This is a genomic window from Neobacillus drentensis (assembly GCF_036962125.1).
GTDB lineage: Bacteria > Bacillota > Bacilli > Bacillales > Cytobacillaceae > Neobacillus > Neobacillus drentensis_B.
The window spans coordinates 285,134-307,440 of the sequence record NZ_JBALOA010000014.1 but is presented as its reverse complement, the minus strand read 5'-3'; the positions used below and the strand labels follow the sequence as shown (position 1 = coordinate 307,440).

Sequence of the window (22,307 nt, the reverse complement as noted above, 5' to 3'; positions counted from 1 at the left end):
CCGATTAACAAGCTGGTTTAACAATAGTATATTTTTACCAAGTAAATCAATATTAAACATTATTCATTATATGTAGTGTAAGTTATTATGTTTCATTAAACACCATGATACATAATATATCGGCAATCATCAATGGAAAATAATAATTAGTGTTTAGGTCCAATAAAGATCCAATAAATAACTCCCCATATAAGTGAGCCACCAATTAGCAGACTAAATAGCATCCAGTTGCTTTTCTTCATTAAAAAATTTCCTCCAAAATCATTTTGAAGATGCGTTCTGCTTAATTCTACACTAAATTACAAAAATAAGCTATTCCCCTTACATTTTTTGCATTTTTCTAGTAAAATTTACTTTCTATGAAACTTCAAGCCTGATATTTACGTTATTATTAATGGATTCGGTTATATTAATAAAAAAGTCTACATTTACTGACTAAGAGTAGAAGTCCGAGGAGGAAACTATGAAAAAAATTCTAATTTATTTAATGTTAATCTTTCTAATTTTCAGTCCAGTTCGCACATTTGCAGATGTTGCTGAAGGTGACATGATTGTTACGCTGGGTGAAAATTTAACTGAAGTTCAGCGCAAGGTACTACTATCAGAAATGGGTGCCCCTGAAGATGTTCAAATTGTTACCGTTTCAAATGCAGAGGAACACCAATATTTAGGAAAATATGTATCAAAAGCACTAATCGGTACAAAAGCTATCTCATCATCTGCGATAACGATTCAACCCAAAGGCACAGGAATCACTGTTGAAACCAAGAATATCAATTGGGTTACAGATGAAATGTATGTCAATGCCCTGATTACTGCAGGCGTAAAGGATGCAAAAATTTATATTACTGCTCCAATTACTGTTTCTGGAACAGCTGCCTTGACTGGGATTATAAAAGCCTACGAGATCTCTGCAGATAAAACCATACCAGAAGAAGTGAAGCAGGCTGCAAACCAAGAAATGGTCGAAACAGCGAAACTAGGTGATTCAATTGGTGAAAAGAATGCGGCTGCATTAATTGCTAAAGTTAAAGAAGAAATTGCTAAGAATAAACCAAAAAATGATCAAGAATTACGTGACATTATTGAACAAGCTTCACGTGAATTAAATGTTAAACTGACCGATGATGAAATGAAGCGATTAATGGACTTTTTTAATAAGCTCAAAGATTTAAACATTGATTGGAACCAGGTTGGCGATCAGTTAAATAAAGCGAAGGACCAGATTTCAAAATTTCTTGAATCGGACGAAGGACAAGGCTTTTTAGATAAAATTAAACAATTCTTTATCTGGCTCATTGATACAATTAAATCAATATTTTCATAAAAAAACCTGCTGCAGAAAATTTCTGCGGCAGGTTTTTTTATTTTAAAGGTAAGTCATATTGGATTAAATCCTTATATGTTTCTCTTTTCACAACAAGGGTCGCGGTCCCATTTTCAACAAAAACGACAGCTGGACGTGGAATACGATTATAATTATTTGCCATGGAATAACCATAGGCTCCCGTACAAAATACAGCAAGGATATCTTCTCCACCTGCTTCAGGCAGGGGTAAATCCCATATTAGCATATCCCCTGATTCGCAGCATTTCCCAGCAATAGATACAGTTTCTTTCGCTTGCGTTAATGGCTTATTAGCAAGCACTGCTTCATATTTGGCCTGATACAAAGCAGGTCGAATATTATCGCTCATTCCACCATCAACGGCTAAGTACTTCCTTACACCTGGGACTTCTTTCGATGATCCAACTTTATAAAGAGTAATCCCGGCATCTCCAACAAGCGAGCGGCCTGGCTCAATCCAAATTTCAGGCATTCTAAGAGCGTGTATCTCAGTTAACTTTTTTACCTCCCGAATAATTTCACTAACATATTGGGATGGTTGTAATGGCTCATCTTCTTTTGTATAACGGATTCCAAAGCCACCGCCAAGATTTAAAACTTTTGCTTCAAAGGAATGCTGGTTTTTCCAATCCTCCATTTTTTCAACAATCTTTTTTGCAGCTAATAAAAATCCAGTTGTTTCAAAGATTTGCGAACCAATATGACAATGGAGTCCAAGTACCTCGAAGTTGTCAAATTCAAGCGCCATTTTTAAAGCATTTTCCGCCTGTCCATTTTGAAGATCAAACCCAAATTTCGAATCTTCCTGCCCTGTTAATATATAATCATGGGTATGTGCTTCAATACCTGGAGTTACCCGAAGCAAGATATTAACATGTGCATTTTTCTCGAGCGCAACTGATTTTAAAAGTGCCAATTCTGAAAAATTATCAACAACAACGCAGCCAATTTCATGTTCCAGAGCCATTTCTAATTCTTCTCTGCTTTTATTATTACCGTGAAAATGAATTTTCTCGACTGGGAATCCTGCAACTAAAGCAGTATATAATTCACCGCCCGATACTACATCAAGGGATAACCCCTCTTCTTCAGCCAGTTGAATCATTGCAATCGTTGAAAATGCTTTACTGGCATAGGCCACTTGAGCCTTAATATTTTGTTCTTCAAATGTCCTTTTAAAGGACCGCGCCCGCTCACGCATTAACGCCACATCATATACATAAAGGGGAGTGCCAAATTCCTTCGTCAACTCAACAGCATCTACCCCGCCAATCTCTAAATTACCGTTCTTGTTTACCCCTGTTGTCCCGTAAAAATTCATTTCCTTCCCTCTCTCCCAAACACTCACTATAGTTTATGAAGACAATCATAAAAGATAATAATAAATAGACAGAATCTCCAAAAGATACTGCCTATTTTCACGCTTTATCCCTTTATTTAATTAAAAATACTTTAGCACACCTGTTAGAAAAGTGCAATTATTTCTCGTTTGCTTTTGGTGGCTGACGGTAGCTGTTTCTAGGATGAACAATACTTGGTCTTAGAATTGAACCTGGAATCGCTCGACGCACAATAATTTGTAAAAACCCTTTTGGTTCAAAAGGAAGGAATGGCCATAAATAAGGTGTATTAAGAGCACTAATTCTAACAAGGAAAAGAAAGAAAATTGTCGACCCAATAACAAAACCGGGTAAATGAAATAGTGATACTAGTATTAACAGTGTTAATCGGCCAATTTTGTTTGCTACGCTCAATTCATAGCTAGGAGTAGTAAATGATCCGATACCTGCAACAGCAACATACAAAATCACCTCAGGCACAAACAAGCCAACGCTAATAGCTATCTGTCCAATTAATACTGCTGCAATTAACCCCATTGCAGTAGAAAGTGGAGTGGGTGTATGTATTGCGGCCAATCTTAAAAACTCAATCCCAAAATCAGCTAAAAATATCTGAACAATAATCGGGATATTGGTTGTTTCATTCGGTCCAATAAACGAAAATCTCTCAGGTAATAAGGACGGTTCTAATACAAATAACATCCATAATGGGAGCAGTAAAATAGAAGTTAGTACGCCTAAAAAGCGGGTCCACCGCAAAAATGTTCCCATTGCAGGAGATTCACGAAATTCTTCTGCATGCTGTACATGATGAAAATATGTGGTTGGAGCGATGATGACACTAGGGGAAGTGTCGACATAAATAATCACATGTCCTTCAAGAAGATGCGTGGCAGCTATATCGGCACGCTCCGTGTATCGAACGAGCGGGAATGGATTCCACCCCTGTTTGAGAATGAATTCTTCAATGGTTTTATCGGCCATTGGAATTCCATCTGTTTTAATCGCTTGAATTTCATTGCGGATTACGTTGATCATATTTGGATCTGCGACATCTTCCAAATAACCTAAAGCTACATCGGTTTTTGATCTTTCACCTACCTTTAGCATTTCAAAGCGAAGGCGTTCATCTCTAATTCTCCGCCTTGTTAAGGCTGTATTCAAAATAATATTTTCAACAAATCCATCACGGGAACCCCTAACCACCTTTTCTGTATCAGGTTCCATCGGCTGTCTGCCTGGATAGCTTCTAACATCAACTACAAAAGCTGTATTTTCTCCTTCCATTACTACAGCCACTAATCCAGACAAAACCTTATCAACAATGTAATCAAGTGTGTCAGCTTGTTCAACCGATTGATTAATTAGCCTATTTTCAATTACCTTAAAGAAATTTGTTGATATTTTTTCGTGGTCATTGATTTCAACTAATTCTTCGATTAATTCAATTACGAAGCGGGAATCACATAAGCCATTAACAAAATAGATATGAACGTCTTTTTTAAGTACCTTTAATTTCCTGACACCAAAATCAAAGCTTTTTCCCAGACCAACCCGTTGTTTCATATAATTTTCAATTTCATTTACTGATTCGGGGATTGGCCACTTTTGTTCATTACTTCTTGACATGAAAGCCACTCCTTTCAAGTATAAGCTCCACTGCTTTTTTTGTAATCGGTGAACCATGCTTGTAGGAGTCACGTCTAGCCATTTTGCCAATATCGCCAATTCCTACGATGATAGGTACCTCTAGTTCATCAAGGCAGTATACTGTATCACCATTTATTCTCCCAATTTCAAGCTCTGGTATTCCAAACTTGTCCACACCATATGGCGTTAAATTTCCATCACGGTCAATACTTACATCCACCCTCGACCATTCTTCATGTCTGGATTTTGCTGCAACGGCAATAATCCCGAGAACCTCAATTTCTTCGTGCCCGGCTACATACTTTAATGCATTCTCTCCTGCACCCTCTCCAACTATGCCACTATCATCAAACATCACTAAAACTGGATCATGAGGAGTTTCCTTTATTAACTGGACTATTTTCTCGCCGGTTAATGTAGACGGATTTCCTTGGGAACGTGAAATACACCTGCCGCCAATTTCCGTTGCAACGTGCTCCACAGCCCGCTTTGCATATTCATCACCGTCAGTAATTAAAATAACACGCCTCCGAATGCTCATTCTGTGATGTCCTTTCTATTCACAAATGCAAGATTATTTTCAAAAGCTTTAATGATGAACAAAATAAACCCATTGAAAGATGGAACCAAAGATTTTCCCTAAAACAATGGCCATGATTAATATGGCAATTTCTCCATCCAATCGGATTCTTTTTGCAAGAATTGGAAGAACATTTAATACCTCCGTGAGGGCTGCAGCTAACATGCCATAGAAGATCCCACCTGTCATTCCTAAAAGAATTAAAGGAAACGAAGGAATATGTAAAATAGGGTCTCTTAGACTTGCTCCTACCCCTGCAAGTGCCCCTAAAACTACAGCCCATTCATAGTGTTGAATCATTTTCATTGTTTTGCTCAGCTGAGTTAGCCTCGGGATAATCCCTAATACGGTAAGAAATGCCACAAACCCAGAACCTACTGCCAATCCACTTGCTAGACCAAAAAAAAGGATGATAATAATCTTAATCATCACTTATTCTTTTCACACTTTCCTTATTTTCATGGATAATCACGTAATTATCTAAATCCATTTGATAATTAAACATTTCAACCTCTAGTGGACTGGGTTCTTCATTAATACGTTTCTTAAAAACATGATTAAAAAAAAGAATCATTCCCATTCCTAATCCAATGGAATAGGGTATTTGAAACAATAATGGTTTTGTTTCTTTTTTTCCCGTAATGATTGTATAAATCTTTTCTTGTACACTTCTCATGCTCACATCATCATGAAAATTCATAATGGCCATAGCTGATCCGAAAAATAAGAGAAACCAAATTAAAAGGAAAAAAGGAACGGAAACTCCTTTTTTCTTAATCGTGACTTCAATAATAGTTTGGGCTGGTCCAATCGTTTGAATATCCATATCACCTAATTGACTTTTTATTAAGCGAATCACTTTCATGACATCAATGATGACGATATTCCGGTCCGAAGCTGTTAATTGATGAATCATCATAGTTTGCAAATGTGAAAGAACATCATCTCGGGCAATGACTTGGGCAATATCCTTTAACAATACCTTTTCTTCCGGCGGAGCTTGAACACGATTTCTCATCCGGATATATATTGTCTCTTCCAAAACATTCACATCCCACACAATGATTTCCTGTATAAATAGTATGAGTTTTAAGCATCCTTTTCATTAATCCAAAAAATGGCATAATTTTTGAACAAAAAAAACCGTATGAATCAGAGATCCATACGGCCTTTCATTTGCTGTAAGATTTTTTTCTCAAGTCTTGACACTTGAACTTGCGATATCCCAAGCCTGAGAGCAACTTCAGATTGGGTTTGATCCTTATAATATCTTAAATAGACAATAAGCCTTTCACGCTCGTCTAATTCCCTGATAGCTTCTTTTAGGGCTATTTTATCAAACCATTTTCCATCATTACCATCGTCAATCTGGTCAAGTAATGTAATTGGATCCCCGTCATTTTCATAGACGGTTTCATGAATGGAAGAAGGTGTTCTGCTTGCTTCTTGTGCGAGAATGACATCCTCTGGTGAGAGCTCAAGATGGGCGGATATTTCGTTAACGGTTGGTATTCTGCCAAGAATCTTCGATAATTCATCTTTTGCTTTTCGGATTTTGTTGCCCATTTCTTTCAGTGACCGGCTAACCTTAACGGTTCCATCATCACGGATAAATCGCTGAATTTCACCGATAATCATCGGGACTGCATAGGTTGAAAACTTTACATCATAGGAAAGGTCAAATTTATCCACTGATTTTAATAACCCAATACAACCAATCTGAAACAGGTCATCCGGGTCATACCCTCGATTAAGAAATCGCTGGACAACAGACCAGACGAGACGCATATTTTTTTCAACGATTAAATCCCTTGATACTTGGTCTCCATCCTGACTCTTTTTAATGAGCTCTTTTACTTCATTGTCCTTTAAATATGTTTGACCTTTATCGTTCTTAACCTCCACATCCATTGGCAAGTCTCCTTAATTGCAAAGCATTTTGCGGTTTTGTAAATGCTTTCGTAATCTAACCTCGGTTCCTCGACCTGGCTGCGTGTGAACCTCTACCTCATCCATGAAATTCTCCATGATAGTAAAACCCATACCGGAACGCTCTAGGTCCGGTTTTGTTGTAAATAATGGCTGACGGGCTTCTTCCACATCTACAATTCCCAATCCCTCATCTTTAATTGTCAGATCAATTAAACTATCTTCAATAATTACTTGAATATACACTATTCCATTAGGATCATTTTCATAACCATGAATAATCGCATTAGTCACGGCTTCGGATACCACTGTTTTGATTTCTGTTAACTCATCCATATTTGGATCTAATTGTGCAATAAATGCTGCGACGGTTACTCGGGCAAATGACTCGTTTTGACTTAACGCACTGAACTGAAGATTCATTTCATTCTTCATTCAGGCCACCCCCAATCTTTGCAATGCAAATTCTTCTGTCGGTTCCATTTTGATGATTTTGAATAAACCTGACATATCGAATAATCTTTGTATTGCAGGGGAAATTGCACATACCACCATTTCACCGTGCACCTGTTTAATTTGTTTGTATCTGCCTAATATCACACCTAAGCCAGAACTGTCCATAAATGCAAGATGCTCCAGATTTAAGACAATATGACGAATTTCATTTTTTTCAATAACGGATATCGCCTTTTCACGAAGTTCATCCGCGGTGTGGTGATCTAATTCACCACTTAACCGAATACAAAGAACATCATGTTTTGTTTCCATTTCAATTTTAAGACTCACTATCCCGTCCTCCTTAATCTGGTATAGTGAGTCAATTCTCTTTCTGGGGTGTAATATCCTTCTATTAATACAAAACTAGTCGTTTTTCGCTAAAAGAAGTTACATATCTCTTTGTTTCGACAACAAGATGATTTTATTTACCCGCTTTTGTAAACATTCCGAAGGCACGTTTATAAAGGGTCCACCATCCTGCTTCTTTTACACTCGCACTTGCTAATAAAGGACTTTCTACAAAGACTTTTCCATCCTTAATTAATTTAATGGATCCAATCTTATCACCCTTATTAATTGGCGCTTGCAGATTTTTATTTATCGTTATTTTTTGTTTGACATCTTTTGTTTTTTCACCCTTTTTTGTAAGCAATGAAATGGGCTCACTTGTAACTACTTGGACAGACTTTTCCTGCCCTTTACTAATCCTTGCTTTAGTAATAACCTGGTTCCGTTTATACATTGGATGTGTTTGGTATTGGTTAAACGCATAATTAAGCATTTTGGTTACCTGAGCATTTCTTTCCTTGGAGGTAGGTGCTCCGAACACAACAGCAATAACACGCATTCCATTTTTTTGGGCTGTGGCTGTTAGGCAGTACTTCGCTTCTGCAGTAAAGCCAGTTTTAAGTCCATCCACGCCAGGGTAAAAACGCACCAATTTATTAGTATTTACTAGCCAGAATTTCTTGTCTGTATTTTCACGAAGATAGGCTTCATACAAACCAGTAAATTTTGTAATGTCTTCATACTTTAATAGTTCTTTTGCCATAACTGCCATATCACTTGCAGTACTGAAATGACCACTGACCGGTAGTCCCGTCGTATTTTTAAAGAAAGTATGTTTTAAGCCAAGTTCCTTCACTTTATCATTCATCATATCAACGAATGCTTCTTCTGAGCCTGCAATCCTCTCTGCCATTGCAACAGAGGCATCATTACCAGATCCAATCGCAATTCCCCTTAGCATTTCCTTAGTTGTCATTTCCTCGCCAGGCTCTAGGAAAATTTGTGAACCTCCCATTGAGGCAGCATATTCACTTGCACGTACTTTTTCATTCCAGCTAAGTTTGCCTTGATCAATTGCTTCCATAATTAAAAGCATTGTCATAATTTTGGTCATACTTGCCGGTGGCAGTTCCTCATTACCATTTTTCTCATAGAGCACTTTACCCGTATCACGTTCAATTAAAATAGCGGATTTTACATTGTTGACGATATCGGCATTCTTTTTTTCTTCAGCAGCAAAAGCTGATGTACCCCATAAACTTGTAAGTAAAAAAATTGTCGCTATCAAAGAGACAAATCGTTTCATTCGCATAACCCTCCATTCTTTATAGCATCCATTTTTTCCAAAATTAATAACTTTATACAGATTTTCCCTCTTAAAGAAATAAAAATAAGGTGTCAGGTACCATGTGAAAAATTCACATGGTACCTGACACCCTTTGGACTGCTTTTATTCTGTAATTTCGCCGTGAATGAGGATTGGGGCGTTTATTTTTGTTGCTGACACTTTAATATTTTTGTAAAGCTTTGTTTTTACTTCTTCTACATTTTCAAAATTGCTGTAAATCGTTACTAATGATTCACCTTTTTTGACTTGGTCACCGATTTTCTTTCTTAGGACGAGGCCCACTGCTAAATCAATGACTGATTCTTTTGTAGCTCTGCCTGCTCCAAGAATCATTGCTGCCGTTCCAACTTCGTCAGCTACAATCTCAGAAACATAGCCATCCTCTTTCGCTTCAAGTTCAATGATATATTTTGCTTGAGGCATTTTTGAAGGATCATCAACTATGGACGCATCCCCACCTTGTGAACTTAAAAATACTTTTAATTTTTCAAGCGCTGAACCATCTTTAATAACGCCTTCAAGCATGGTACGTGCCTCAGCTAGTGACCCAGCCTTTTCTGCCAGATAAACCATGTGGCTGCCTAAAGTTAAACAAAGATCCGTTAAATCTTCTGGACCTTCTCCCTTTAAAGTATCAATTGCTTCCTTAACTTCAAGAGCGTTCCCTATCGCAAAACCTAGAGGTTGACTCATGTCAGATATAACAGCCATTGTTCTTCTTCCAACATTATTACCGATTCTCACCATTGCTTTTGCAAGTTCACGAGAGTCATCCAGCGTCTTCATAAAAGCACCTGCACCGGTCTTTACATCAAGAACAATGGCGTCGGCACCCGCTGCGATTTTTTTACTCATGATTGAACTTGCAATTAGAGGAATACTGTCAACCGTTGCTGTCACATCTCTTAATGCATAAAGTTTTTTATCTGCAGGTGTTAAATTTCCACTTTGTCCAATGACGGCAATTTTGTTTTTATTTACAAGGTCAATAAATTCTTCATTTTCAATCTCAACATGGAAGCCTTTTACCGCTTCTAATTTATCGATGGTTCCACCCGTATGTCCTAAACCGCGCCCTGACATCTTTGCAACCGGGACATCCAGCGCTGCAACTAGCGGTCCAAGAACTAGTGTGGTGGTATCACCTACACCTCCGGTGGAATGTTTGTCCACTTTAATTCCTTCAATTTGCGATAAATCAATTTGGTCACCCGATTCAACCATTGCCATGGTCAAATCTGCTCTCTCCTGCTCAGTCATCCCTTTAAAATAGATTGCCATCGTTAAGGCACTGACCTGATAATCTGGAATTGAACCATTGGTATATCCATTAATAATAAATTGGATTTCTTCTTTAGTTAATTCTTGTCCATCTCTTTTTTTCTCAATTAAGTCAACCATTCTCATCATAATCACCACTTTTTAGTAAAATATTTATTTTGCAATTGTTTTAACTATTTCTTTTATATATTGAAGAAAGTCTGCTTTAACTCGTTCGGTCGTTTCAATTACCTCATCATGGGTAAGTGGTTGATCAAGGATACCCGCTGCCATGTTGGAGATACATGAAATACCCAGAACCTTCATTCCACTGTGACGAGCCACAATTACCTCTGGGACAGTCGACATTCCTACTGCATCCCCGCCCAATGTACGAACCATCCGAATTTCAGCCGGTGTTTCATAAACGGGTCCTGGATTTCCGAAATAGACACCTTCTTTAACATTAATGTTTAGGCGGCTGGCAATTTCCCTTGCAGTGGTACGTAATTCTTTCGTGTATGCCTCTGACATATCAGGGAAACGTGCTCCGAGCTTGGAATCATTTGGTCCAATTAACGGATTTGTGCCCATATAATTAATATGATCGGTAATAATCATTAAATCGCCTGCAGAGAAACTCTCGTTCACTCCTCCTGCAGCATTAGTAACGATTAACATATCAACGCCTAACTCTTTCATAACACGAACTGGGAAGGTCACCTTTTCCATACTATATCCTTCATAGAAATGGAACCGCCCTTGCATGGCAACAACCTCTACACCACTTAATACTCCAAATACGAGTTGTCCTGCATGTCCCTCAACAGTAGAAATTGGAAAGTCTGGAATCTCGTTGTAGGGAATTTTTACTGGGTTCTCAATTTCATCCGCTAATACACCTAGCCCAGAACCTAGAATTAGTCCAATTTTAGGTGTATTTGCATATTTCTGTTTTAAAAAGCTTGAAGCATTTTGAATTTTTTCAGTGTTCATTTGTACACCCCATCCATGTTATTTCAATTGATTTAAAAAGCTTGTTCCGTAATTCGGTAATTTTACATTGAAGTTTTCTGCAACGGTTGCACCTAGGTCAGCAAACGTTTCTCTTATAGTTAGTTCCTTACCTTCAGTCATTCCCTTAGAGTAAACTAATAATGGTACATATTCACGTGTATGGTCAGTACCTGGAGCAACTGGATCATTTCCATGATCGGCTGTAATCATTAAAAGATCGTCTTCGTTCATTTTTGCAAACACTTCTGGCAGACGGGCATCATATTCTTCTAACGCTTTTCCATAGCCCTCTGGGTCACGACGATGTCCATATAATGCATCAAAATCGACTAGATTTAAGAAGCTAATTCCTGTGAACTCCATATCTAAGGTTTCCACGAGCTTATCCATTCCATCCATATTAGAAACGGTTCTTAATGATTGTGTTACGCCTTCACCGTCATAAATATCGGATATTTTACCGATTGCAATGACATCAAAGCCTCCATCTTTTAATTCGCTCATAACCGTGCGATCAAATGGTTTTAGAGCATAATCGTGACGGTTCGATGTACGTTTGAAGTTTCCAGGTTCACCTAGGAACGGGCGGGCAATGACACGACCAACCATATATTTCTCATCAAGCGTCAATTCGCGCGCGATTTTACAAATTTTGTATAGCTCCTCGAGAGGAACGATTTCTTCATGTGCAGCAATCTGAAGGACGGAATCAGCAGACGTATAGACAATTAATGCCCCTGTCTTCATATGCTCTTCGCCCAACTCAACGAGAATTTCTGTTCCGCTTGCAGGCTTATTCCCAATAATTTTTCTGCCAGTGCGTTTTTCTAATTCTGATAGAAGCTCATCTGGAAAACCCTCTGGAAACACTTGGAAAGGGGTTTGGATATTTAAACCCATGATTTCCCAATGACCTGTCATGGTATCTTTACCGTTAGAGGCCTCCATCATTTTAGTATAAAAAGCTAACGGTCTATCTGCTTTTTGAATTCCCTTTATTTCACGGATATTGCTTAATCCTAACTTGCCCATATTTGGCATGTTAAGACCGTTCATTCTTTCAGCGATATGACCGAATGTATCTGCACCCTTGTCACCAAACTTTTCTGCATCTGGTGCTTCCCCGATTCCTACCGAGTCCATTACAATAATAAAAATACGTTTATATGTATTTGCAGCCATTCATTCTTCCTCCTTTATCAATAGAAAACGTTTGCAAATAATAAAATTGCTTTTAACTATGTTGCCCTCATTAAATATGTTTATGAGATTTTATCTATTTGTCAGAAGTCTGACATCTCTATTGTACTAAATGTTTTAGAAATTACAAGAAAAAAGCCACCAAAATTCAGGCAGCTTTTTGACAAATATATGTTTTTTTAGACTCTTTGATTCTATTAAGCTCGTGGATGAAATTTACTATATACGTCTTTTAACTTTGTTTTCGTTACTTGTGTATATATTTGAGTTGTTGAGATATCTGCATGACCTAGCATTTCTTGCACTGCGCGTAAATCCGCCCCATTTTCTAATAAATGAGTTGCAAACGAATGACGCAAGGTATGTGGAGTCAAGTCCTTATCTATACCGGCTTCTTTGGCTAATTTTTTTAATATTTTCCAAAATCCTTGACGTGTCAACCGCTTCCCTTGGTGGTTTAAAAACAAAGCATGGTCCTGATGCTTGGTGGAAATAAACCGGGGTCTCGCTTCTTCCAGGTAATGCTTAATCGCATCAGAGGCGGCTCGTCCAATGGGAATGATTCGCTCTTTATTCCCCATACAACGGATAAAACCCATCGATAACTGAACATGATCCATCTCAAGATCTATTAGTTCACTAACACGGATCCCTGTAGCATATAACAGTTCAAGCATCGCTTTATCCCTTATCCCATAGTGGTCAAGAGGTTTGGGTGCTTCCAGCAAAACCTCCACTTCCTGTAAACTTAGTACATTCGGAAGAGACCTTTCAAGTCTTGGTGTTTCCACTTGAACAGATGGATCTTGTTCTGTGTTCTTTGCCCTTAATAAGAATTGATGAAATGCCCGTACAGAAGCGATATGCCTTGCCAAGGTCTTTGAGGATTTCCCTTGTTCTTTTAAAAATCTTAAAAACTGAACGATATGTACACGTTGTACATCATTTAAAGAATGGACGGTTTCAACATTTTTCAAATAATGAAGATAGCTTTTTAAATCACGCTCGTAGGCTATAAGTGTATTTTGGGATAAACCTTTTTCAATCATTAAATACTGGATAAAATTCTTTAATAGCTCGTCCATCGCATTTACTCCCCATTTAAATAAAACAACATCAGCCGATCTAACAAGGAAGATTTTTCATCTTTCACTGTGCCAGAAACTTTGAGAGCAGCTCCCTCCGGTTCGTCATATCGGTGATAATTTTGATATTCTTCATTCACCAACATGATACCATAATAGAAAAGAATCGTGCATCCTGTGAATATTATAAAAACTTTTAAGGTTTTTAGTGCTGCTTTAATAAATTGGCCCATTCTACTTCCCCCAATTTTCTGGTCGTCTAGTAAAATGTATGCCAAATCGTACAATTTTTATACCTAGTCCTTGGTATTAAAGGAGAAAAGAAAAAAAGCCCTGTTCAAGGAGCTCTTTTGGTTAATCTTCTTTTTCTTCGTCTTTTTCTTTATCCGAGCACCGGTAACAGATACCATGAAAAGTAAGCCGATGGTCTTTTATTTTAAAATTCCATTTTCGTTCCACAATTGCTTCAACATCCTCAAGTAAATCCTCTTGAATTTCATCAACGGCACCGCATTCAATACAAACAAGATGGTGATGAAAATGGGCTGCACCTTCCTGCCTGAGGTCATAGCGGGAAACACCATCCCCAAAATTTATTTTATCAACAATTTTTAATTCCGTTAACAATTCTAACGTTCGATAAACAGTTGCTAAACCAATCTCAGGCGATTTTTCTTTTACGAGGAGGTACACATCTTCTGCACTTAAATGATCCTCTTCATTTTCTAATAAAACTCGAACGGTTGCCTCACGCTGAGGTGTTAGTTTATAACTTGCGGAATGCAACTGTTTCTTAATTCTTTCAATTCTAGTTTCCATCCTGAAGTCCCTCCCTCGCCACTGTTAATTCTCATTATAACAGATGGCAATTGAGAATCAAAATAAAATTATTATAAACAACAATAAACAATTAATAATAATTAATATTAGATGATAATTATTTTAAAGTCGTCGTATTTATTATGGTTTTCATTAACCATGGCGAGAGATAGGCCTCGATTCCGGATGCAGCAGATATAAATATCACTGCTACAACCAAAGCAAAAATGTATCTCTTGAAAAAAGGAAGGATTGGCTGGGCATATTTTTTCATAAATTGTTTTTTGATCATTCGGAGTGAGAAAATGACTGACAATGCTGCCATTAGGATGAAGACTGGAATGATAATCAGATTCTGTGGCAGAATTGATACAAAGGCAAGCATAAACCCCTGCCATCCCATTTGGCTGACAAGAAAACCCACGGTAAACCCAACCACCATTCCTTTTAAGAATAATAGAATGAGAATAACAGGAAGACCGATAATTGAAATTCCTAGAATCCACATAAGCCCGATAAACTTACTGTTATGAAATAAGCTTTGTAAAAATAAATCATTGTCCCCGGCTTCTTTCCCGTTCGAGACTTGTCCAAAAAATTGTGATAAATAATAGAATAAATCTTCCTTTTGGGTAATGCTCATACTGTTAACAACAATTGCGCCAAAGATAACTCCCATTAAAAATAACACGACAATAAATAAAAAAATTGAGGAATGCTCACGGAAATAACTAGCGGCATCGGACTGGTACAATCGTTTTTTCATTTGCGTATCCCCCTACTTTTCTCAAGTTCAGTTAATACATTGTATGCCAGTCTAGTATTTCTATGCTCAATTTTTAATAGATTAGATTGAAAACCCCGTTAGCTTTTTGGGCTACCGGGGTTTAGCTTCATTAATCTGAAATTTTTCCGTATTTTCCACCGCCGCCGGCTGCTAGACTTATTTTTCCCTCTCTAGCTTTCAGGATCAGGTCGGCAATTTTTGTTGGGACAACCTCTTTCAATCCTTCATAAGGAACATCATGCAATATTCCCATTTCACTGCCAAAGTGATCGACTAACTTCTCAAGTAAGCGTGGACCTAAGCCTGGGATAAATTCAAGTGGGACTTGATGAATATAGGGCGGGCGGTCTTCTGGACTTTGTTCAGCTGTTTTTAATTCAAGGATTCTGTCGGCAACTCCTTTTATAATCTTCCTGTTTCCACATTGGGTACAGATTAGATCGTCGTCTGCTGCTGGATGAAGACATTCGGCACAAACAGTTTTATGATATTTACCAAGTAATGGATCAAGACCATAATTTGCGATAATCTTGCGTCCATCTTCCTTTTTTAACGCTTTTTGTAATTCTAAAAAGGTTGGTTCTTTCATTGCAATGACTTGGTATTCTCGGCCAATTTTTGCAAGTGAATGGGCATCAGAATTCGTTACAAAGGGATAATCATGTAATTCCTTTATTTGATCCGCCATATTCGTATCGGAACTTAATCCAAGTTCGATTGCATCAATCAATTCTGGATTTAATACCTCCGTTAATGACTCGTTGACACCCTTCCCATATAAACTCTTAAAGGGCGTGAATACATGGGCAGGAATAAAGATTCCACCTAACTCTTTCACCTTTTTTTGCAAAGTGAGCCCAGAGGCATAGATTCTCTGAGAGCTTAGTTGAATATTTTTCAAGTGACCTGACAGCCATGTTGAGAACTCCCTCATGACGGAAAGATTCGGGAAGTAACTCAGTAGATGGATTGGACCATTGCATTGCTCATCATAAATCTCTAATTCCGAACCTGGAATAACTGTTAAATCACCAAAAACCAGGCCCCCGTCTGGATGCTCTATTATATCTCCACTTTCAATAAGACTTTCCATTTCGAGGATGACTTCTGGTGAATGACTATCGATGATTCCCACCATATTAAGCCCCTTCTCATGTCGGGCATGTTCAATAATATTCGTAAACGTTAGTGACTTGGCCCCAGTGATTTTTACCGGCTTCCCTGTCCATGTCCGGCCAATATGAATATGTAAATCTACATAGTAGCGATTCATTTATTTTTCAACGCCTCTTGCAACTGTAAATATTGTACAGCGAAAATCGTTTTGGCATCATAGATTTTTTGCTCTTTTACATATTGAACCGCTTCATCAAGGGTCAATTCCTCTAGATTTACAAACTCGTCCTCATCAAGTGCTGCAGCATTTTCTTTTTTAGTCAGCCCTGTTGCTACATAGACATGTACGATTTCATCGGCAAATCCCGGTGAGGTGTAAAAAGAGGTGAGCCATTCTAAGCTCTCACATTCATAGCCTGTCTCTTCTTCCAGTTCACGACGCGCACAAAGTGCGGGTTCTTCACCCTTTTCCAGCTTTCCGGCGGGGATTTCAACAATGGTCCGTTCCAGTGCTTTCCTGAATTGCTCGACCATAACAACTTTCTTATCGTCCGTAATAGCTAAAATAGCGACTGCCCCTGGATGCTTAATGATTTCCCGTTTGGATTGTTTCCCATTCGGAAGTTCGACATCCTGTAAATGAAGACTGATTACTTTTCCCGAGAAAATTTCTTCGCTATGGAGCGTTTTTTCTTCAAGATTGGTCATATGGGTCACTCCTGTTCTAATCCTATAATCTGCTCATACATTTTACCATACTTTATTTGGAGGGGTATGGAATGAAGGTGTATGTACATGACAAAGGAATCATTCTTGTTGGCAAGGGATGGGAGATACTTCAAAAACTGAAGCAGTATAACAAAGAATACGATTCTGTTTCTGAATGGGTTCAAAATGTTACCAAAAATAAGACCTACTGATTGTAGTCTGTCCTTTTCTTTATTAAAATTGTAGAAAAAGGACGGGTGATAATTTGAAAAAAAGAAAACTGGGAAATTCAGATTTGTATATAACAGAATTAGGACTTGGATGTATGTCGATTGGAACAGAGGAGAAAACAGCTAGAAAAATTATTGAAGCCTCACTTGAGGAAGGGATCAATTATTTTGATACAGCTGATTTATATGATTTTGGTGAAAATGAAAGAATTGTTGGGAACGCATTAAAAGAGGTTCGTGAAAGGGTTATTATAGCAACGAAGGTGGGAAATCGCTGGAATCAAGCTAAGAATGGATGGGCATGGGACCCGTCGAAGGCCTATATAAAGGAAGAGGTTAAACAAAGTCTTAAACGACTGGGTACGGACTATATCGATCTTTATCAACTGCACGGCGGGACAATTGATGATCCAATTGAGGAAACGATTGAAGCGTTCGAAGAATTAAAAGCGGAAGGTTATATTCGCTATTACGGCATTTCATCGATTCGCCCGAATGTCATTAGGGAATATGTTAAAAAGTCTAGTCTTGTATCTGTAATGATGCAGTATAGTATCTTAGACCGCCGCCCCGAAGAAGAAGCACTTCCACTCCTACAAGAATATGGCGTTAGTGTGGTCACCCGCGGGCCGCTTGCCAAAGGAATTTTAAGCGACAAAATGTTAGAAAAGGTCACCGAAAAGGGATATCAAGACTATAGCTCAAGCGAGCTTTATGAAGTCTTGCCATTGCTAAAGGAAAAGCTAGCAGACTCTCGCTCCTTTACAGAGATCGCCATTCATTACAATCTCGCAACCCCTGCTGTGGCCTCTGTTGTGGCCGGGGCAAGCAGTATAGAGCAAGTTAGGAGTAATGCAAAGGCAGTCAGAAGCCAGCCATTGACTGATAAAGAGATTTCATTTATTAAAGAGATAACGAAGGCCAGTTTCTATAAAGAACATCGCTAAAAGGAGAGCGTTATTTTGCTCTCCTTTTCATAGTAGTTTTATTTAAACTCTTTCCAGTTCATACCGCTCTCATTTAATAGTTCTTCAAAGGATTTGTTTTTTTCCTTTAATTTTCTCTCTTCCCGCTTTCTTTGTTCCTCTTCTTCTTTTCTTTTGTCTTCAGCGGCTTTCAGCTGCTCCTGTTGTTCTTTTAGTTGTTTGAATAAATTTGGATTAATCATATCGCCAAGCGTTACCGCTGAATCATCTTTTTTAGGTTTCGATTGATTTTTTTGTCTGTTTTGCTTTTTCAATTCAAAGCGCCTCCGTTGTCAAAATTCATTTCTATTATATCATGTCATCAAAAATGCCCACAGAAAAAAGCAGGCTTTATTTTTCTGCCTGCTCGCACTTATTTATTTAGTAAGCTTCAATTTTCACTTCGTTTTCATCAACAAATAATTCGGCTTCCGTAGAGTTGACAACTTCTTCAATCGTATATCCTTTTGCGACTTCTACGAGCTTTAGACCAGTATCCGTTACATCCATGACTGCTCGCTCAGTAATAATCCGATTGACTACCCCTTTACCTGTTAAAGGAAGTGTGCACTGTTTCAATATCTTGGATTCACCTTTTTTATTTACATGTTCCATGATTACAATTATTTTTTGGGCACCATGAACAAGGTCCATCGCACCACCCATGCCTTTAATCATCTTTCCTGGGATCATCCAATTCGCTAAATCACCTGTTTCCGATACTTCCATTCCGCCTAGGATGGCCAAATTGACATGTCCGCCGCGAATCATCGCAAACGATTCCGCACTATCGAAATAGGCTGCACCACTAATTGCTGTAACGGTTTCTTTACCGGCATTGATTAAATCCGGGTCCACCTCATCCGCATCTGGATATGGGCCGATGCCAAGAAGTCCATTTTCAGATTGCAAGACAACTTGCTTATTAGCGGACATATAATTAGCGACAAGTGTGGGCATACCGATGCCGAGGTTTACATAAAAGCCATTTTCTATTTCCTTCTCTGCCCTAATTGCAATTCTCTCTCTGACTGAGACTTTTTCATTAGTCATTCTACTCTCTCCCTTCCCCAAAATTATTTTCTGACTGTCAATCTCTCAATTCGTTTTTCTTGCGTTCCTTTGATTATGGTTTGCACATAGATACTTGGGGTATGAATAAAGTTGGCATCCAATTCGCCAATTTCATACAGTGTTTCCACTTCCGCAATCGTTACTTTTCCTGCCGCCGCAATCATCGGATTAAAGTTTCGCGCGGTTTTGTGGTAAACAAGATTGCCCATTTTGTCGCCCTTCCACGCCCTCACAAGGCTAAAATCGGCTGTTAGTGCCTCTTCTAGCAGGTACTCTCTCCCATTAAAAATCTTCGTTTCTTTCCCTTCAGCGATTGGAGTTCCCACTCCAGCAGGTGTATAAAATGCTGGAATCCCCGCACCGCCTGCCCTGATTTTTTCAGCCAATGTGCCTTGAGGCGTTAATTCTACTTCCAGTTCTCCAGTTAAAACTTGTCTCTCAAACTCTTTATTTTCACCGACATAGGAGCCAATCATTTTTTTGATTTGTTTATTATTTAATAGTAATCCTAAGCCCCACTCATCAATCCCGCAGTTATTCGAAATAACAGTTAAATCCTTGACACCCTTTTCAGCTAAGGCAAGAATCAAATTTTCTGGTATCCCGCATAAACCAAATCCACCAACCATCAAGGTAGCTCCATCATGAATATCGGCAACTGCCTCCTGGAAGGTTGTACAAATTTTCTTCATTTTTGATTACACCCCTTTAATTATTGATACTCTTACAACGAATGTAGCGGCCCCTTCAACTTTTTACCTTTACTATTTCTATTAATAATTCAAAAAGTCCTCTTATTTTGTCAAAATTGCTATTATTCTTGCTTTTTCGAATTTAATACCACTACAATGAAAGTATGATTATCGGAGGTGGAAAATGAATGCTAAATTTACCTAAAAAGGTCACAATTATCGAGGTCGGCCCTCGAGATGGGCTTCAAAATGAAAAGTCATTTGTACCAACTGATATAAAAAAACAATTTATCGGAGAATTATGGAAAGCTGGTTTCCAGGAAATGGAGCTCACCTCATTTGTGTCACCGAAATGGGTGCCTCAAATGGGTGATGCTGCTGAAATTGCAGTTGACTGTCTCAATGCTGATGCCCGAAATATCGTTCTAGCACCGAATCGTAAAGGAATTGACAGGGTATACTCTACCGATTGTCAGGCTGTTGCTGTGTTTGTTGGCGTCAGCAATAGCTTTAATCAAAAAAATATTAATAAATCAACTAGGGCTGGCATGGCAGAACTTGCCCCGATTCTCGCTGAATTAAAAGGGAAAAATTATTTTGTTCGAGCCTGCATTTCTACAGCCTTTTATTGTCCTTATGAGGGGAAAATTGCGGAGAGTGATACGATAAAGCTTTGCCAAGAATTTATTGACGCAGGCGTCGATGAATTAAGCGTTGCCGATACTATCGGGATGGCAACCCCAGCTGAAAGCTATTCCTTGTTTTCACGTTTGAAAAATCTGTTTCCTCATACACTTTTAACCGCTCATTTTCATGACACCCGAAAGCTCGCCCTTGCGAACATATTCGCCTCTCTCCAGGCAGGAATTGATCGCTTTGATTCCTCTGCCGGCGGGCTTGGCGGTTGTCCATTTGCACCTGGTGCGTCTGGAAATGTAGCGACAGAGGATGTGGTTTATATGCTTGATCGAATGGGAATTGATACTGGGGTTAATTTACATAAGCTGATTGATGCAATTGAAGTCGTACGCCCTCATCTTTCCAGACCAATTGAAAGTGGATACTATCGCCTTCATACCCAAATTTTCTAAATTTACTTTCTGTGAGTGAATAATCAGCCCTCCACTGATGCATCTTATTTATTGAGACTAGCTTGAAGGGAGACTGATTATTTTGAGTCAAAAACGCGATAAAGGTTCCAGTCAAAAGGGAAAAAACTACGCAGATACAGCAGGCGGAGGTCAGCGGGTGATGGCCGCTGAAGAAATGGAAAAAGCGCTCCACCCTACGAAAAGACAAAACGCAGAGCAGTAAAATTCTCAAACTCTCAAAACCGCTCATTGGTATCAGCGGTTTTCTTTATGTTAAAATTAAAACTGTTAATTTATGGGCGCTCGGTGCTCAAATAACATATGTTATAAAAAATACTACGGGAGGTGCCATTCGTGAAGAAAGCATTCCGAACCATGTTTGTCTTGTTGTTTTTCTGGTTATCTCTTGGTTTCTATTTTACAAACCGTCTGATGTATATGAAAAAGAAGGATGAGGAATTAATTTTAAGGCGTGAAAAAGAGGCAGGCAGGTATAATCCTGATGAATTTGATTCCCTTCCAAAACGGGCAGTTGATATTCCATCCCCTTTTGGTTATATGATTAAAGCGGAGCTTGTTGAACCACATCAAACCGACCGCTATATCATTATTTCTCATGGTGTCACCGAAACGAAAATTAATTCAATTAAATATGCCAATCTGTTTTTAGCGCGGGGTTTTAATACGTTAATTTATGACCATCGCCGCCACGGCGAATCCGGCGGGAAAACGACAAGCTTTGGTCATTATGAAAAATTTGATTTAAAAACAGTCGTTGATTGGCTCAAAAAAGAAAAAGGTCCTCAGCTTGAACTCGGGATTCATGGTGAATCGATGGGGGCTGCAACCATGCTTCTCTATGCTGGTCTTCTTGAGGACGGTGCTGATTTTTATATTGCTGATTGTCCATTTTCAGATTTTAGGGAGCAGCTTGCCTATCTTATTAAAAAGGATTTCAAGCTCGTCCCTAATCTTTTACTGCCGCTTGGGGATGCTCTTTTACGATTGCGCGACAAATATTCGATTCGAAATGTTTCGCCAATTTCAGTCATAGAAAATATTAAACATCCGATTTTGTTTATACACAGCCAAAAGGATGATTTTATCCTTCCAACTATGACAAAGGATTTATTTGAGCAAAAAAAGGGACCTAAAATGCTATTTCTTGCCGCTAACGGACGCCATGCCCAATCCTTTAATGAAAACCGGGCCGATTACGAACGGGTGATTGATGAATTCTTACAAAAATATGTTAATCAGCCCTTGCCAAGCTAGAACAGAC

At 38.5% G+C, this 22,307-nt stretch carries 27 protein-coding genes; 6 read left to right on the top strand and 21 right to left on the bottom strand.

Annotated elements, in window-relative coordinates:
- The first annotated feature begins 463 nt into the window (after positions 1–463).
- On the top strand, positions 464–1,327 hold the full coding sequence (locus V7121_RS13265; protein WP_335496097.1) for a DUF1002 domain-containing protein: 864 nt from the start codon (positions 464–466) through the stop codon (positions 1,325–1,327).
- Between the two features lie 37 nt (positions 1,328–1,364).
- On the opposite strand, the gene lysA is transcribed toward V7121_RS13265, so the two are convergent.
- From lysA to V7121_RS13175, 18 genes are all read right to left on the bottom strand, one after another.
- Positions 1,365–2,669, bottom strand: a complete 1,305-nt coding sequence (lysA, locus tag V7121_RS13260; protein WP_335496099.1) for a diaminopimelate decarboxylase — start codon at positions 2,667–2,669, stop codon at positions 1,365–1,367.
- Between the two features lie 157 nt (positions 2,670–2,826).
- On the bottom strand, positions 2,827–4,317 hold the full coding sequence (locus V7121_RS13255) for a spore germination protein (protein ID WP_335546785.1): 1,491 nt from the start codon (positions 4,315–4,317) through the stop codon (positions 2,827–2,829).
- On the bottom strand, positions 4,304–4,879 hold the full coding sequence (locus V7121_RS13250; protein WP_335496101.1) for a stage V sporulation protein AE: 576 nt from the start codon (positions 4,877–4,879) through the stop codon (positions 4,304–4,306). The genes V7121_RS13255 and V7121_RS13250 overlap by 14 nt, the downstream gene beginning before the upstream one ends.
- A 48-nt stretch (positions 4,880–4,927) precedes the next feature.
- Entirely contained in the window at positions 4,928–5,347 is a 420-nt protein-coding gene (locus V7121_RS13245) for a stage V sporulation protein AB (protein ID WP_335546783.1), read from the bottom strand.
- Positions 5,340–5,960: a stage V sporulation protein AA gene (locus tag V7121_RS13240; RefSeq protein ID WP_335496106.1), complete on the bottom strand. Its 621-nt coding sequence runs from the start codon at positions 5,958–5,960 to the stop codon at positions 5,340–5,342. Before V7121_RS13240 ends, V7121_RS13245 begins: the two co-directional genes overlap by 8 nt.
- Before the next feature lie 110 nt (positions 5,961–6,070).
- A complete protein-coding gene (gene sigF / locus V7121_RS13235; protein WP_335496108.1) occupies positions 6,071–6,829 on the bottom strand; it encodes an RNA polymerase sporulation sigma factor SigF in 759 nt (252 codons plus the stop codon).
- A 12-nt stretch (positions 6,830–6,841) separates the two neighbouring features.
- The gene (spoIIAB, locus tag V7121_RS13230; RefSeq protein ID WP_335496111.1) at positions 6,842–7,282 is read right to left on the bottom strand and encodes an anti-sigma F factor; all 441 of its coding nucleotides are present in this window, start codon (positions 7,280–7,282) and stop codon (positions 6,842–6,844) included.
- The gene (spoIIAA, locus tag V7121_RS13225; RefSeq protein ID WP_335496113.1) at positions 7,283–7,633 is read right to left on the bottom strand and encodes an anti-sigma F factor antagonist; all 351 of its coding nucleotides are present in this window, start codon (positions 7,631–7,633) and stop codon (positions 7,283–7,285) included.
- Positions 7,634–7,766: 133 nt separating this feature from the next.
- Positions 7,767–8,939, bottom strand: a complete 1,173-nt coding sequence (locus V7121_RS13220) for a D-alanyl-D-alanine carboxypeptidase family protein (RefSeq protein ID WP_335496116.1) — start codon at positions 8,937–8,939, stop codon at positions 7,767–7,769.
- A gap of 144 nt (positions 8,940–9,083) precedes the next feature.
- On the bottom strand, positions 9,084–10,388 hold the full coding sequence (locus V7121_RS13215; protein WP_335496751.1) for a pyrimidine-nucleoside phosphorylase: 1,305 nt from the start codon (positions 10,386–10,388) through the stop codon (positions 9,084–9,086).
- 27 nt (positions 10,389–10,415) lie between these two features.
- On the bottom strand, positions 10,416–11,237 hold the full coding sequence (locus V7121_RS13210; RefSeq protein ID WP_335496118.1) for a purine-nucleoside phosphorylase: 822 nt from the start codon (positions 11,235–11,237) through the stop codon (positions 10,416–10,418).
- Between the two features lie 18 nt (positions 11,238–11,255).
- Positions 11,256–12,440, bottom strand: coding sequence for a phosphopentomutase (gene deoB / locus V7121_RS13205; RefSeq protein WP_335496120.1), 1,185 nt, complete (start codon positions 12,438–12,440; stop codon positions 11,256–11,258).
- 215 nt (positions 12,441–12,655) lie between these two features.
- Positions 12,656–13,543 carry a site-specific tyrosine recombinase XerD gene (gene xerD / locus V7121_RS13200; protein WP_335496122.1) on the bottom strand — a complete coding sequence of 296 codons (888 nt, stop codon included), beginning with the start codon at positions 13,541–13,543 and terminating at the stop codon, positions 12,656–12,658.
- Positions 13,544–13,548: 5 nt separating this feature from the next.
- Positions 13,549–13,776: a YqzK family protein gene (locus V7121_RS13195; protein WP_335496124.1), complete on the bottom strand. Its 228-nt coding sequence runs from the start codon at positions 13,774–13,776 to the stop codon at positions 13,549–13,551.
- 121 nt (positions 13,777–13,897) lie between these two features.
- Entirely contained in the window at positions 13,898–14,362 is a 465-nt protein-coding gene (fur, locus tag V7121_RS13190) for a ferric iron uptake transcriptional regulator (protein ID WP_335496125.1), read from the bottom strand.
- A 118-nt stretch (positions 14,363–14,480) separates the two neighbouring features.
- Positions 14,481–15,128 carry a stage II sporulation protein M gene (gene spoIIM / locus V7121_RS13185; RefSeq protein ID WP_335496126.1) on the bottom strand — a complete coding sequence of 216 codons (648 nt, stop codon included), beginning with the start codon at positions 15,126–15,128 and terminating at the stop codon, positions 14,481–14,483.
- 130 nt (positions 15,129–15,258) lie between these two features.
- Entirely contained in the window at positions 15,259–16,422 is a 1,164-nt protein-coding gene (locus V7121_RS13180; protein WP_335496128.1) for an endonuclease Q family protein, read from the bottom strand.
- The gene (locus V7121_RS13175) at positions 16,419–16,973 is read right to left on the bottom strand and encodes an NUDIX hydrolase (protein WP_335496130.1); all 555 of its coding nucleotides are present in this window, start codon (positions 16,971–16,973) and stop codon (positions 16,419–16,421) included. The genes V7121_RS13180 and V7121_RS13175 overlap by 4 nt, the downstream gene beginning before the upstream one ends.
- A 71-nt stretch (positions 16,974–17,044) precedes the next feature.
- Between V7121_RS13175 and mciZ the strand changes: the two genes are divergently transcribed.
- On the top strand, positions 17,045–17,185 hold the full coding sequence (gene mciZ / locus V7121_RS13170) for a Z-ring formation inhibitor MciZ (RefSeq protein WP_335496131.1): 141 nt from the start codon (positions 17,045–17,047) through the stop codon (positions 17,183–17,185).
- A gap of 53 nt (positions 17,186–17,238) precedes the next feature.
- A complete protein-coding gene (locus V7121_RS13165) occupies positions 17,239–18,150 on the top strand; it encodes an aldo/keto reductase (RefSeq protein ID WP_335496134.1) in 912 nt (303 codons plus the stop codon).
- Positions 18,151–18,188: 38 nt separating this feature from the next.
- On the opposite strand, the gene V7121_RS13160 is transcribed toward V7121_RS13165, so the two are convergent.
- The 3 genes from V7121_RS13160 to V7121_RS13150 all read right to left on the bottom strand — a co-directional run bounded on the left by V7121_RS13160 (position 18,189) and on the right by V7121_RS13150 (position 19,934).
- Complete coding sequence (locus tag V7121_RS13160; RefSeq protein WP_335496137.1) at positions 18,189–18,443, bottom strand: YqkE family protein; 255 nt, start codon at positions 18,441–18,443, stop codon at positions 18,189–18,191.
- Positions 18,444–18,549: 106 nt separating this feature from the next.
- On the bottom strand, positions 18,550–19,221 hold the full coding sequence (locus V7121_RS13155) for a 3-oxoacid CoA-transferase subunit B (protein ID WP_335496139.1): 672 nt from the start codon (positions 19,219–19,221) through the stop codon (positions 18,550–18,552).
- A 23-nt stretch (positions 19,222–19,244) separates the two neighbouring features.
- Positions 19,245–19,934, bottom strand: a complete 690-nt coding sequence (locus tag V7121_RS13150) for a CoA transferase subunit A (RefSeq protein WP_335496141.1) — start codon at positions 19,932–19,934, stop codon at positions 19,245–19,247.
- A gap of 188 nt (positions 19,935–20,122) precedes the next feature.
- Between V7121_RS13150 and V7121_RS13145 the strand changes: the two genes are divergently transcribed.
- The 3 genes from V7121_RS13145 to V7121_RS13135 all read left to right on the top strand — a co-directional run bounded on the left by V7121_RS13145 (position 20,123) and on the right by V7121_RS13135 (position 22,300).
- Complete coding sequence (locus tag V7121_RS13145; protein WP_335496142.1) at positions 20,123–21,025, top strand: hydroxymethylglutaryl-CoA lyase; 903 nt, start codon at positions 20,123–20,125, stop codon at positions 21,023–21,025.
- 82 nt (positions 21,026–21,107) lie between these two features.
- Positions 21,108–21,248, top strand: a complete 141-nt coding sequence (locus V7121_RS13140) for a hypothetical protein (protein ID WP_335496144.1) — start codon at positions 21,108–21,110, stop codon at positions 21,246–21,248.
- Positions 21,249–21,379: 131 nt separating this feature from the next.
- Positions 21,380–22,300 (top strand): alpha/beta hydrolase, encoded by a 921-nt coding sequence (locus V7121_RS13135; RefSeq protein WP_335496146.1) that lies wholly within the window; start codon positions 21,380–21,382, stop codon positions 22,298–22,300.
- The last annotated feature ends 7 nt before the right edge of the window (positions 22,301–22,307 follow it).